Here is a 13,592-nt window from a genome sequence, read left to right on the forward strand (position 1 = left end):
GGCGGGGCAATTCCAGGCACCTGTCGCAACCTCGCTGACTCCCTTGGGCGAACCAGTGAGTCTATGAATTTAATAATGTGTCGGGATGAAAGATGACAATCGGCGTGTCTGAACAGACACGCCGTTGCCATGATAGATGGAAGTTTGCTAGCGGCGAGCTGCTAGCACTGACTGAGGGAAGAGAAAATCCCCGGTCAGAGAGCGAAAAGGAGATTTACTTACATGGAACTCAAGGATCTGCGCCCGGCCGAGGGCTCGACGAAGAACCGCAAGCGCGTGGGCCGTGGCCCCGCTTCTGGCACCGGCAAGACCGCCGGTCGCGGCATGAACGGCCAGAAGTCCCGTGCCGGTGGCGGCAAGGGTGCCGGCTTCGAGGGCGGCCAGACGCCGCTTGCCCGTCGTCTGCCCAAGCTGCCCGGCTTCCGTAACTTCAATCGCGTGGAGTATCTGCCCGTGAACGTCAGCCGTCTCGATGCCAAGTTCGAGGCCGGAGACGTGGTGGACGGCGAGTCCCTGAAGGCCAAGGGCATCATCAAGCATGCCGATGCGCTGGTGAAGGTGCTCGGCGACGGCGAGATCACCAAGGCTCTCACCGTCCGCGTCGATAAGGTGTCCGCTTCCGCCAAGGCGAAGATCGAGGCGGCCGGAGGAAAGGTCGAAGAGCCTTGCTAAGCTCAATCATTGACGCATTCAAGGTTCCGGAGCTGCGCAAGAAGATCCTCTTCACCTTGGCTATTCTCGCGCTGTACCGCTTCGGTGCCTACGTGCCGGTGCCGGGCATTCCCTTCCATGAGTTTGCCACGGCCTTCCAGGACACGGGCGTGGCTATGACCATGCTTGACCTGTTCACCGGTGGCGCGCTGTCGAACTTCTCGGTGTTCTCGCTCGGCATCATGCCCTACATCACCGCATCCATCATCATGCAGCTGATGCAGGGCGTTATCCCCGCCGTGGGCCGTTGGGCTCGCGAGGGGGATACGGGCCGTCGCAAGATCACTCAGGTGACCCGCTACCTGACGCTGGGCCTCGGCCTCATCAACGCGGTGGGCTACCTGTTGCTGTTCAAGTCGCCGGCCTACGGTGTGCAGTTCTCCACGGAGGTGCCCGAGGCGCTCACGAACATCATCATCGTGTTCACGCTCGTCGCCGGGACCGCCTTCATCATGTGGATGGGCGAGCTCATCACCCAGCGCGGCATCGGCAACGGCATGTCGCTCATCATCTTCGTGAGCATCGTGTCCCGCGTGCCGTCGGCCATCTTCTCGTCCGCCACGCTGACGAACGATCTGGGCACGGGCATCGCCCTCACCATCGTGATTCTGGCCGTGGTGCTCGTTTGCATCCCGCTCATCATCTTCGTGGAGCGCGCCCAGCGCCGCATTCCGGTCAACTACGCCAAGCGCGTCCAGGGCCGAAAGATGATGGGTGGCCAGTCCACTTACATTCCGCTGAAGGTGAACGCGGCCGGCGTTATCCCGATCATCTTCGCGAGCTGCATCATCTACTTCCCGGCGCAGCTGGCGGCGATCTTCAACGTCGATTGGCTGACCACCTTCGCGAACTGGTGCTCCACCGGCTGGCTGAACTGGCTGCTCACCGTTGCCCTTATCGTGTTCTTCGCGTATTTCTACACCTCCATGGTGTTCAATCCGGAGGAGACGGCGGACAATATCCGCAAGCAGGGCGGCTTCATCCCTGGCGTGCGTCCGGGCACGGCTACGGTGCAGTACATCAAGAACGTGATCAACCGCGTGACGCTGCCCGGCGGCATCTTCATCGCGCTGATCGCGGTAGTGCCCACCATCATCTTCTACTTCACCAACAACCAGCTCATCCAGGCCTTCGGTGGTACGTCCATCCTCATTATGATCGGCGTGGCGCTTGACACCATGAGCAAGGTGGAGAGCCAGCTGAAGATGTACAACTACGAAGGCTTCTTTAAGTAAGGCGGACGCGCAGTCCGAATAGGAAAGGATGTTTGCTATGAACATCGTGCTTTTGGGGGCGCCGGGTGCCGGCAAGGGTACTCAGGCCGCCAAGCTGGTGGAGGAGTTCTCCACGCCCCATATCTCCACGGGCGACATGCTGCGCGCCGCCGTGGCCGCCGGCACCGAGCTGGGCCAGAAGGCCAAGTCCTACATGGACGCCGGCGACTTGGTGCCCGACGACGTCATCATCGGCCTGGTGACCGAGCGTCTGCAGGACGACGACACCGCTGCCGGCTTCATTCTGGACGGCTTCCCGCGCACCTCGGCCCAGGCCGTGGCGCTGGACGCGGAGCTCTCCAAGCTGGGCCGTCCGCTGGACGCCGCGCTGCTCATCGATGTGGATCCCGAGGTCATCGTGGCCCGTCTCACCTCCCGTCGCATGTGCCGCGACTGCGGCTACATCGGCAGCGCCGCCGACGGCGACACCTGCCCCAAGTGCGGCGGCGAGATGTATCAGCGCGACGACGACAACGAGGCCACGGTGCGCAACCGTCTCGACGTGTACGAGACGTCCACGAGCCCGCTGATCGACTACTACCGCGGCTGCGAGCTGCTCGTCACCATCGACGGCGACCGCGACCCGAACGTGGTGTACGCCGACGTCAAGGAGGCCCTCGACCTGTAGGCCGGAGGACGCACAGCCAAACCCGTAGGGGGCGACCTTGGTCGCCCCCTTTTTTGTCGTGCGATGTCGTTCTGCTTGCGAGGGCTGACCGAGGTCAGCCCCTACGAGAGGGAATGCGCTTCCGTTTCTTTCGTGAGAGCAGACCAAGTCATGCCCCTACGGTATAATTCCCTTCATGCCCACTGTGCGCGAGAACATAGCCTACACCTTCGAACATTTCATGCTCGTCTACCGCGGCACCTTGCTGAAGGTGGCCCGGGCGGTGGCGGTCATTGCTCTTGTCGCCCTGGCGTTGGAGGTCTTCGTCTTCAATATCAACTTCTTCACTTCGTCGGGCTATCGAACCATCAACTTGGACGACCGCATCCAGCTTCAGCGCAACGATACGGGCGCCTTTCTGCTCACCGACGTGGATCACACGCTCGAGTTCTCCAGCCTGAACACCGAGGTGCGCAACATCCGCATCGATTTTGCCACCGATCAGCCGGCCCAGAACATCGCCGTGAAGATCCAGTTCACCGACTCGGCCCACCAGACCTATTTCGACACCACCGAATACACCGTCGGCATCCCCGATGCGAGCGTGTCCACCGTGGTGGATCCGAGCAAGTTCATCAACCTGCAGACCGCTGGCTACGTGGAGAACCTGCGCATCGAGGTGGTGGGGGAGGATGTCTCCTATCCCATCCTCTTGAACGGCGTCTCCCTGAACGCCCATCGCCCCTTCGCCTTCAACCCGCTGCGCTTCGTCGCCGTTTTCGGACTGCTGCTTCTGGGCTACGCCTTCCGTCCCAAGTCGGCCATCTACCGCATCCGCATTGTCGAGAACCCGCGCAAGTCGAAGGCGGGCATCATCTTCGCCGTGGCCATCGAGCTGGCGCTTACGACGACGTTCCTCTTCTACGGCTCGAACCTCGTGGGCGTGGCCACTTCCTCCTACAACTACGGCGCTTGGAACGGTACGTCGCTCGTGAACACCTTCGAGGTGGGCGGCGACAACGCCCAGCAGTACGCCATGCTGGCCCAGGCCATGGCCAAAGGCCAGCTGTATCTGGAGGAGGAGCCGCCCCAGTGGCTCAAGGACATGGAGGATCCCTACGACAAGGGCGCCCGCGACGAGGCCCAGAAGGAGACCGGCGAGCCCTACCTGTTCGATGTGGCCTACCACGACGGGCACTACTACGTCTACTTCGGCGTGGTGCCGGTGCTGCTGTTCTACCTGCCCTTCTATCTGCTCACCGGGGCCAATTTCCCCACGGCCATCGGCGTGCTCGTCATGGCGCTGCTGTTCATCTTGGGGGCCACGGCCCTTCTCGACCGATTCGCCCGCTACCATTTCCGCTCGGTGAGCCTCGGCGTGTACCTGCTGCTTCAGATACCGCTCGTGTTCTGTTGCGGCATCATGTACCTCGTGAAGTTCCCGACCTTCTACTCCCTGCCCATCATGTGCGGCCTGGCGTTCTCGGTGTGGGGCCTGTATTGCTGGATGCGCTCGCGGCTCGCCGCGCACAAGTGCGGCTGGCTGTTCGCCGGGTCGCTGTGCATGGCGCTCGTGGCTGGCTGCCGTCCCCAGCTGCTCGTGCTGTCACTTCTGGCCTTCCCGCTGTTCTGGCGCACCTACATCACCGAGCGCCGGCTGGCCACCCGCCGGGGTATCGTGGAGTTCGCCTGCCTGGCGGCCCCCTACGTTTTGGTGGCCGCGGGCATCATGGCCTACAACTACGCGCGCTTCGGCTCGCTGACCGATTTCGGCGCGAACTACAACCTGACGGTGAACGACATGACCAAGCGCGGCATGAACGTCGGTCGCCTGGCCCCGGCGTTCTTCACCTACTTCCTACAGCCGCCCTGCATGACCGGCGTCTTCCCGTTTTTGCAGCCGGCGCCTTTTGAGACCACCTACATGGGACAGACCATCAAGGAAGTGACTTTCGGCGGCATCCTCGCCTGCCTGCCCATTTTGTGGGTGCTCGCCTTCACGCGGCGCATTCTGGGGATGCGGGCGCGCCAGGCGGAGACGCGCACCATCTTCGGCATCATTGTGGTGCTGGTGGCCTCCGGCGTGCTCGTGGCGCTGCTCGATGCGGAGCTGGCGGGCATCCTGCAGCGCTACTACGCCGATTTCAGCTTCATGTTCCTGGCCGCCGCCGTGCTTCTGTGCTTCGTGGTGAACGAGCAATTAGCTGAGCGGGCGGCCCTCCACGACCTCATGCTGAAGCTTCTGCTCGTGCTCGTCGGCGTATCGGTGGCCTACAGCGCCCTGCTCTGCCTCGCTCCGGAAACCGGTTGGTACTCCGATGTGTACCCGTGGGCCTATCAGGGGCTGCTCGATGCGGTGGTCTTCTGGCGCTAAATGGGATCGGCGTCGCGCATGGGTGTCGTGCCGAGGAAGTTGAGCCCCGTGGCCGAAATGGGATCGTAGTCGTCCAGCTGGGCCGTCCACCAGGCCGTGGCCGTCTCGCGGTGGAACAGCGGGTAGAGGGGCACCTCGGCGGCGATGATGTCGAAGCATTGGTTCCACAGGGGCTGCTGCTCGTCCTCGGAGGTCTTCGACCGCGCCTCGGCCAGAAGTTGTGCCATCTCCGCGAAGGCCGGGGTGGTGGCCCAGCGGCTGCGGGCGCGGGTCCATACGTTGTCGCCGTACCACCAGCTGATGATGAGGTCGGCGTCGTTTCCGAAGCACGACGGGTCGCCGGGGGAGAGCACGACGTCGAAGGGCAGAAGCGTCCCCGGCTCCGGTTCCGTGGATAGGTCCGCAAACAGGGCCGTCGTGTCCAGGAGCACCACCTCGGCGGTGACGCCCACGGCCTTCCAGTCCTCTGCGATGGCGGGGGCGAGCGTGCTCACCCAGTTGTCGTTCGCGCGCAAGGTCAGCGCCAGCTCGTCGACGCCGGCCTCGGCCAGAAGCTTTCGCGCTTTCTCCAGGTCGTAGCTGTAGACCGTGGCCGCGCGGTGGTAATGCCGGAAGTAATCGGGCAGAAGGGACGTGGCCGCCCGCGCGTGGCCCGCCATGTACGTGCCGATGAGCGAGTCGACGTCGATGGCGTACAGCAGTGCCTGGCGCACGCGCACGTCGTCGAAAGGCGGCTTCTCGCAGTTGAACATCAGGAAGGGGAGGTTGAACCCAGGCACCCATTCCACCGTGGCGCCCGCGCCGGCAAGCTCCTCGGCGCGCACGACCGGGGCGGCCTCCATGGCCATGACGTCTTTGTCGATAAGCTCGTCGGTGCGGCGCGTATCGTCCAGCAGCACCGACCATTCCATGCGCTCGCAGGTGGCTGGCCAGGGGCCGGTGTAGCGGTGGTTCGCCGTGAAGGAGATGCGGCCCCCGTCGGCGGCGTTGATGGTCTCGTAGCACCACGGGCCCGAGCCGATAGGCTTGGTCGCCAGCTGCTCGTCGGTCAGCGCGGCCGGGAACACGCGAACGAGGGCCAGGCGCTCCTGCAGCACCGAGCCCATGGGGGCGTTCAGTTTGAAGCGCACCGTGCGCTCGTCGGGGGCCGACACTGCCGTGATGAACGAGAGGAACGCGCCGTACAGGTCGCTTTCGCCGTTGCGCTCGAAGGCGTTCACGACATCGGCGGAGGTGAGCGGCGAGCCGTCGGAGAAGACGGTGTCCTCGCGCAGGGTCACCTCGTATTCCAAGTCGTCTATCTGAACGGGCGCGTCGGCTGCCAGGCCGCACTCGGCCCGATAGGTATGCATGTTCAGCTCGTAGAGCCCCTCGAAGACGTGCCAGCCGGCCGCGAGAAAGACGCCGGAGCTCGTGCCGATGGGGTTCGGATCGCTCCCCTCGTAGGCCACGGCGGCCGTGAGCGTTCGGGCCACGCCGCTCTGCGCGGCCACGGGCTCGGTGGGCGCGTTGTCGTCGGCCGGATCTGCCGGTGCGGGCCCGGGCTCGATGGGCTGCTCCACCGAGCAGCCGGCCAACGCCAGCGCCGTCGCCGCCGTCCCAGCCACAAAGGCCCGCCGCGTGAGGGGGAAGTTCAGCATCGTAAAGGCTCCTTCTTCGTTTTCCGCAGCCTATTATATAGAAAGTTGGAGCAGCTCGAAGAAAGCCCATGACAAAGCTGCAGGTGCCCCGCCGACCGACGGGGATAAGCCTAGCGCGGCCCGCCCGTGCGTTGACGGCGCGTTGGCGCGCGCGGGCTGCTAATATCGGACAGGTATTTCTGTTCGCAGAGCAAATCCGACCCGCATCGTCGGACGCGCTTCGTCCCTCCGACCTCTCCGCGACAGTACCACCCGCGCGTTGAGCGACGAGGCCGCAAGCCGGCCGATTCCGTGCGGGCCAGATGCAAAGGAGAGGAACATGACGAGAGAACTCAAGTCGATGGACGGCAACAACGCCGCAGCGCATGTCTCGTATGCGTTCACGGAAGTTGCCGGCATCTACCCGATCACGCCTTCCAGCCCCATGGCCGACTTCGTCGACATCTGGGCCGCCCAGGGCCGCAAGAACATCTTCGGCACCACGGTGAAGGTGTGCGAGATGCAGTCCGAGGGCGGTGCGGCCGGCGCGGTTCACGGCTCTCTGGCCACCGGCGCGCTGACCACCACCTACACGGCCAGCCAGGGCCTGCTCCTCATGATCCCCAACATGTACAAGATCGCCGCCGAGCAGCTGCCGACCGTCTTCCATGTGTCGGCCCGTACCGTCTCCACCCAGGCGCTCAACATCTTCGGCGACCACTCCGACGTCATGGCCTGCCGCCAGACCGGTTTCGCGATGCTCGCCGAGGGCAACGTGCAGGAGGTCATGGACCTGTCCGCCGTGGCGCACCTTGCCGCCATCAAGGGCCGCGTTCCCTTCCTGAACTTCTTCGACGGCTTCCGCACCTCCCATGAGATCCAGAAGATCCAGGTGTGGGACTACGAGGATCTGGCCGAGATGTGCGACATGGATGCCGTGCGCGCCTTCCGCGAGCATTCCCTGAACCCGGAGCGCCCGGCCATGCGCGGCTCCCACGAGAACGGCGACATCTTCTTCCAGCACCGCGAGTCCTGCAACTCCATCTACAACGACCTGCCGGCCGTGGTGGAGGAGTACATGGAGAAGGTGAACGCGAAGCTGGGCACCAACTACCAGCTGTTCAACTACTACGGCGCCCCGGACGCCGACCGTGTCATCGTGGCCATGGGCTCCATTTGCGACGTGGCCGAGGAGGTCATCGACTACCTCACCGCCCAGGGCGAGAAGGTGGGCCTCGTGAAGGTGCGCCTGTACCGCCCCTTCGTCACCGAGAAGTTCGTGGCCGCTCTGCCCGAGACGGTGAAGAAGATCGCCGTGCTCGACCGCACCAAGGAGCCCGGTTCCATTGGCGAGCCGCTGTACATGGATGTCGTGAACGCGCTGTCCGTTGAGGGCCGCGACGGCATCACCGTCATCGGCGGCCGCTACGGCCTCGGTTCCAAGGACACCCCGCCGTCCTCCGTGTTCGCCGTGTACACCGAGCTTCAGAAGGACGAGCCGCGCCGCCAGTTCACCATCGGCATCGTCGACGACGTGACGAATCTGTCGCTGCCTGAGGTTCCCGCCCCCAACACTGCCGCTCCTGGCACCATCGAGTGCAAGTTCTGGGGCCTCGGCGGCGACGGCACCGTGGGCGCGAACAAGAACTCCATCAAGATCATCGGCGACCACACCGACAAGTACGTGCAGGCCTATTTCCAGTACGACTCGAAGAAGACCGGCGGCGTGACCATCTCGCACCTGCGCTTCGGCGACAGCCCCATCCGCAGTCCCTACTATGTGAACAAGGCCGACTTCGTGGCCTGCCACAATCCCTCCTACATCACCAAGGACTTCCCGATCGTGCGCGACGTGAAGCCCGGTGGTGCCCTGCTCATCAACTGCCAGTGGACGGCAGACGAGCTGGAGGAGCACCTGTCGGCCGCGGCCAAGCGCTACATCGCCGAGAACGATATCAAGCTCTACCTCATCAACGCCATCGATTTGGCCATCGAGATCGGCATGGGCAAGCGCACCAACACCATCCTGCAGTCCGCCTTCTTCACTCTGGCGAAGGTCATGCCGCAGGAGGAGGCCATCCAGTACATGAAGGATGCCGCCACGAAGTCCTACGCCAAGAAGGGCGCCGACATCGTGGACATGAACCACAAGGCCATTGACGCCGGCGCCACTGCCTTCGTGCAGGTGGACGTGCCCGAGGCGTGGAAGACAGCCGAAGCGGCGCCAAAGACCTCCGACATCGATGGCCGTCCCGAGACGGTGGCGCTCGTCACCAACGTCATGGAGCCCGTGGCCCGCATGGACGGCGACTCGCTGCCCGTGTCCGCCTTCGTCGGCTACGAGGACGGCCAGTTCCCGCTGGGTGCTTCGGCCTATGAGAAGCGCGGCGTGGCCGTGTCGGTGCCTGAGTGGAACCCCGATACCTGCATCCAGTGCAACCAGTGCTCCTTCGTCTGCCCCCACGCCACCATCCGTCCCTTCGCGCTGACCGACGCCGAGATGGCGCAGGCTCCGGCCCAGACCAAGCACGTGCCGGTGAAGGGCAAGGTGGGCGCTGACATGCAGTACATGCTGGCCGTGTCGCCGCTGGATTGCATGGGCTGCGGCCTGTGCGTCATCCAGTGCCCGACCGACTCGCTCACCATGATGCCCATCGCCGATGAGCTGGACGAGCAGCCGGTGTTCGACTACTGCGTGAACAAGGTGGCGGCCAAGCCTGAGCTCGAGGGCACGTCGGTGAAGGCGAGCCAGTTTAAGAAGCCGCTGCTTGAGTTCTCCGGCTCCTGTGCCGGTTGCGCCCAGACCTCCTATGCGCGCCTGGTCACCCAGCTGTTCGGCGACCGCATGTACATTGCCAACGCCACGGGATGCTCCTCCATCTGGGGCGGTCCGGCGGCCACCTCTCCTTACACGGTGAATGCCGACGGCCACGGCCCGGCCTGGTCCAACTCGCTGTTCGAGGACAACGCGGAGCACGGCATGGGCATGCTTCTGGGTTATGAGGCTGTGCAGGACAAGGTCGTGGTCGATTCCGAGGCGCTCATCGAGTGCGCCGGAGCGGCCGGTGAGCTGGCCGACGCGGCCCGCGCGTGGCTTGAGGCCCGCACGGATGCCGAGGCCTCCAAGACGACGGCTGCGGCTTATGTGGCGGCCTTGACGACGGCGGCCGAGGGCACCGGCGAGGTGGCCGAGCTGGCGGCCGGCATCCTGGCCAACAAGGAGTACCTGACCAAGAAGTCCGTGTGGATCTTCGGCGGCGACGGCTGGGCCTACGACATCGGCTACGGCGGACTCGACCACGTGCTCGCCTCCGGCAAGGACGTGAACGTGTTCGTGTTCGACACCGAGGTGTACTCCAACACCGGCGGCCAGGCCTCCAAGGCCTCTAATCTCGGCCAGGTGGCGCAGTTCGCCGCCGCCGGCAAGGACGTGAAGAAGAAGTCGCTGGCCGAGATCGCCATGACCTACGGCTACGTGTACGTGGCTCAGGTGGCCATGGGCGCGAACCTCAACCAGACCATTAAGGCCATCACCGAGGCCGAGGCCTATCCGGGTCCCTCGCTCATCATCGGCTACAGCCCGTGCGAGATGCACTCCATCAAGGGCGGCATGACCAACTGTCAGACCGAGATGAAGAAGGCCGTCGACTGCGGCTACTGGAACCTGCTGCGCTTCAACCCCGAGGGCGCTCCGGGCAAGAAGCTCGTCATCGACTCGAAGGATCCGGCCGAGGGCGAGTATCAGAACTTCCTCATGAACGAGGCCCGCTACAGCCGCCTGACCCGCGAGTTCCCCGAGCGCGCCGAGGAGCTGTTCGCCGAGAACGAGCAGGCCGCCATGGCCCGCTGGGATCACCTGCAGAAGCTTAAGGACCTCTACGCCGCCGAGTAGCGCGAGCGCACGCCAAAACGTGCCGGCCCGCTTTAGGCCGCAACCGAAAAGGGAGCCTTCGGGCTCCCTTTTCTTTGGCCGTCGTCGCATTTACGGTAATAGGGGCGCTGCTGCGTTGCCTCTGCGGCAGCAAGATCGCAGTTACGGCGCCTCTGTGACCGCAGGAGCCAGCTTCCCCAGCACTCTTCTCGTAGTTTGGGGCGTTTCGGCCCGCATAAGATCTGCCAGTCAACTCAACCCTTGGTTTTTGCATGAGATTGCGAGTTGTAAGCGTCCAGGGAATGTGGGCTTTAGATTGAATGCCCGTTGCTTTTCGCAAAACCCCAGGTCATGGAAGTTCAAAAATGATGCAAGAGAAGGAATCGTTCATTTAAGACGCTTACAACTCGATATCTCGTGCAAAAAAGAGGGGTTTCGCTGACGAGTGTGGCCGCGCTATTGCGACAGCTATCTAATTATCGCCAATGGAAAAGATGGCAGTGACCGAGGTGCCGGCAAGTCACGAGACCGTCGGCGCCGGGCATCGTCACGTCTAGCAAAACGAGATCGGCCCCTTCTCGGCCAGTCGCAGCGCCTCGATCCCGCCGCGCGTCGCCAGCACGCGGTAACCCTCGCTTTCGAAGAACTCGCAAGCAAGCCCAGAAACACGATTTTCTGCGTTAGACACATTTTGGGAGAATATCTTTCCGTTCTAGACACAGATATAGTGATATTATTTCCGTATTAGAAACAACTACCTGATGAAAGCGGTGTTTTCCATGGCTGCAATTCGACGTAAAATGCTTCAGGTACTTGAACGCTGGAACGAAAGCAAGGCAAAGAAGGCCTTTCTGCTTGTGGGAGCGCGACAGACGGGAAAAACTTATATCGTGAGAGAATTTGCTCGCGAACACTTCGCTCATCTTGCCGAAGTGAACTTTCTGGAGGACGAGAAGGCCATTCGGGTTCTTTCGGAAGCACAGGATGCGGAAGACTTCGTCTCGCGTCTCTCTCTGATTTGCGGCATGCCTGTAATTCCTGGAGAGACGCTTGTCTTTCTCGATGAGATACAGGAGGCACCCGATCTCATTACCGCTGTGAAGTTCCTCGTCGAGGATGGCCGTCATCGGGTGGTGATCTCCGGATCGATGCTGGGTACCGAAATGAAGGGCTTTCGCTCTTTCCCGGTAGGCTATGTGCAGATCGAGCGCATGTTCCCTCTCGATTTCGAGGAGTTCTGCTGGTCGCAAAACGTGCCACAGGCGATCATCGACGGCATCAGAGAGGCGTTTGATGCTCGAAAGGGGCTGGATGCAGGACTTCACGAGAGGCTTTCCGGCTTGTTCAGGTACTTTGTAGCTATTGGTGGAATGCCTGAGGCGGTGAGTGCGTATCTCGACTCCTCCTACGACATGATGGCGGTGCGCGCTGTTGCTTCGCAGATCGTGGAGCAGTATCGGTTCGATATCGCGAAATATGCCCAAGGTCGCGCACCGCAGATTCGGCGGGTATTCGATGCCGTCCCCTCGCAACTCGATAAGGTGAACAAGCGCTTTCGCATGGACGCTTTGAAAAGCGGGGCCGTGTACGATCGCTACGCCAACGATTTCGCGTGGCTCATCGATGCGGCGGTTGTGCTGCCGACTTATCAAGTGAGCGAACCGAAACGCCCGCTTAGGCGAACGGCCCAAGAGAACAAGTTCAAGCTTTACGAGGCCGACACGGGGCTCTTGCTATCGCAGTACGCGCCCCAGACAATGCTGGATGTCATCGCCGACGCACCCTCGGTGAACTTCGGCTCGGTCTACGAAAATGCCGTCGCCCAGGCGCTCAGTAACGAGAACCCCGATCTGTTCTATTTCTGCAGCAGCCGAAAGGGCGAGGTGGATTTCATCGCGCAGCGCAACGACGGCGCTCTTGTGCCCATTGAGGTCAAGTCGGGGAAGGACTACAAGCTGCATACGGCTCTCAACACTTTGTTGGGCACGCACGACTTCGAGATAGGGGAGGCCTGCGTGCTCTCCTCGGCGAATGTGGAGCGGCGTGAGCGCGAGGGTAAGCCCATATGGTATCTGCCTCTTTACATGGCGTTCTGCATTGCCGAGCAAACAAGTGGCACCTTCGGCTCCATGCATCTGGCTCCTCCGACGTTTTAGAAGGCCCACGACGTTCTGAAGCGTTTACGCCGGGGCGGCTTCCAGGTCGAGGTCGGAGGCTGCGGCGGCTGGTTCGGCCAGGCGGTCGGCAGCGGCCTTGCGCAGGCGCAGCACCACATAGGCGCCCATGACGATGGAGTACACGGCGATGGAGAGCACGGCCACATTGTTGCCGGCCATCGCGCTCGGCATGAGCAGCAGGGCCAGGTGCACATAGGTGAGCACGTAGAAGGGATAGGCGAGCCGCTGCACGCGCTTCCAGCTGGCCGCCTTCATGGTGTGCTTCACACGCTGGGCCGAGGTGGCCCACAGCACCACCATGAGCGCGGTGATGAGCGCCGCGAGTCCCAGCGAGAAGGCGAGGTTGCCCGTAAAGGCGCTTGCCAGGCGCGGCACGTAGGAGGAGGCGTAGAAGGCGATGTGACCGCAGGCGAAGATGCAGGCGAGGATGGACAGCTGCCGGCGAATGGGCATGAGGTGCACGCGCAGCGGGTTGCGCTCGCCGAGCACGCCGACGAACATCACGATGGAGAACAGCAGAAACGCCAGGGCGCAGCGCTGCATGAGCGGCTGGAAGTACGCCCAGACCTCGTTGCGCACGCCCGTGGTGGTGCCCCAGAAATACAGACCAAGGAGCGCGACGGCTCCCACGTAGAAAGGCACGGGATGCATCTTGAGGGGCTTGGCGCACAGCCAGACCAGCGCGAAGGAAATGACAAGGGCGACGATGAACCTCATGGGGCCTCCTCGGATCGTTCGAGTGATGCTCGACTGCTCTCTCCTGATTGTCACAGTAGCATAGGATAGATTTTTTCTCAACCCAACATTGTGCATTACGGTCAATGCGCAAGTTGACGGCAAAAGGGCCAGAGCTAGATGTCAACACAGCATTAGGACACCTCAAGCGAAAGAAAAGGGTGAATCATGAAATATAGTACTGAAAAATGACCTGGAAAATATTATATCCAAGATAGATAAAT

General features: G+C 62.6%; 8 protein-coding genes. 6 read left to right on the plus strand and 2 right to left on the minus strand.

Going from position 1 to position 13,592, the window contains the following annotated elements; genetic code table 11:
* Positions 1-222: 222 nt before the first annotated feature.
* The 4 genes from rplO to ACW4LP_RS10855 all read left to right on the plus strand — a co-directional run bounded on the left by rplO (position 223) and on the right by ACW4LP_RS10855 (position 4,966).
* Positions 223-672 (plus strand): 50S ribosomal protein L15, encoded by a 450-nt coding sequence (gene rplO / locus ACW4LP_RS10840; RefSeq protein ID WP_022740322.1) that lies wholly within the window; start codon positions 223-225, stop codon positions 670-672.
* Complete coding sequence (secY, locus tag ACW4LP_RS10845; protein WP_022740321.1) at positions 666-1,946, plus strand: preprotein translocase subunit SecY; 1,281 nt, start codon at positions 666-668, stop codon at positions 1,944-1,946. The genes rplO and secY overlap by 7 nt, the downstream gene beginning before the upstream one ends.
* A gap of 37 nt (positions 1,947-1,983) precedes the next feature.
* A complete protein-coding gene (locus ACW4LP_RS10850) occupies positions 1,984-2,613 on the plus strand; it encodes an adenylate kinase (protein ID WP_022740320.1) in 630 nt (209 codons plus the stop codon).
* 175 nt (positions 2,614-2,788) lie between these two features.
* Complete coding sequence (locus ACW4LP_RS10855) at positions 2,789-4,966, plus strand: cytochrome C oxidase Cbb3 (RefSeq protein WP_417177187.1); 2,178 nt, start codon at positions 2,789-2,791, stop codon at positions 4,964-4,966.
* Here ACW4LP_RS10855 and ACW4LP_RS10860 read toward each other — a convergent pair.
* A complete protein-coding gene (locus ACW4LP_RS10860) occupies positions 4,963-6,606 on the minus strand; it encodes an ABC transporter substrate-binding protein (protein ID WP_417177185.1) in 1,644 nt (547 codons plus the stop codon). The genes ACW4LP_RS10855 and ACW4LP_RS10860 overlap by 4 nt on opposite strands.
* 319 nt (positions 6,607-6,925) lie before the next feature.
* Between ACW4LP_RS10860 and nifJ the strand changes: the two genes are divergently transcribed.
* Positions 6,926-10,477 carry a pyruvate:ferredoxin (flavodoxin) oxidoreductase gene (gene nifJ / locus ACW4LP_RS10865; RefSeq protein WP_455803807.1) on the plus strand — a complete coding sequence of 1,184 codons (3,552 nt, stop codon included), beginning with the start codon at positions 6,926-6,928 and terminating at the stop codon, positions 10,475-10,477.
* A gap of 758 nt (positions 10,478-11,235) precedes the next feature.
* Complete coding sequence (locus ACW4LP_RS10870; RefSeq protein WP_417177183.1) at positions 11,236-12,612, plus strand: ATP-binding protein; 1,377 nt, start codon at positions 11,236-11,238, stop codon at positions 12,610-12,612.
* A gap of 24 nt (positions 12,613-12,636) precedes the next feature.
* Here the strand turns inward: ACW4LP_RS10870 and ACW4LP_RS10875 are convergent, their stop codons facing one another.
* Entirely contained in the window at positions 12,637-13,350 is a 714-nt protein-coding gene (locus tag ACW4LP_RS10875; RefSeq protein ID WP_417177182.1) for a ferric reductase-like transmembrane domain-containing protein, read from the minus strand.
* Positions 13,351-13,592: the final 242 nt, after the last annotated feature.

It is taken from the genome of Adlercreutzia sp. CNCM I-6215, from assembly GCF_977072315.1.

Excerpts from the sequence above, each read along its gene's own strand:
- rplO (WP_022740322.1), top strand. The coding sequence starts at position 223 with ATGGAACTCAAGGATCTGCGCCCGGCCGAGGGCTCGACGAAGAACCGC.
- ACW4LP_RS10850 (WP_022740320.1), top strand. The coding sequence starts at position 1,984 with ATGAACATCGTGCTTTTGGGGGCGCCGGGTGCCGGCAAGGGTACTCAG.
- ACW4LP_RS10855 (WP_417177187.1), top strand. The coding sequence starts at position 2,789 with ATGCCCACTGTGCGCGAGAACATAGCCTACACCTTCGAACATTTCATG.
- ACW4LP_RS10860 (WP_417177185.1), bottom strand. The coding sequence starts at position 6,606 with ATGCTGAACTTCCCCCTCACGCGGCGGGCCTTTGTGGCTGGGACGGCG.
- nifJ (WP_455803807.1), top strand. The coding sequence starts at position 6,926 with ATGACGAGAGAACTCAAGTCGATGGACGGCAACAACGCCGCAGCGCAT.
- ACW4LP_RS10870 (WP_417177183.1), top strand. The coding sequence starts at position 11,236 with ATGGCTGCAATTCGACGTAAAATGCTTCAGGTACTTGAACGCTGGAAC.
- ACW4LP_RS10875 (WP_417177182.1), bottom strand. The coding sequence starts at position 13,350 with ATGAGGTTCATCGTCGCCCTTGTCATTTCCTTCGCGCTGGTCTGGCTG.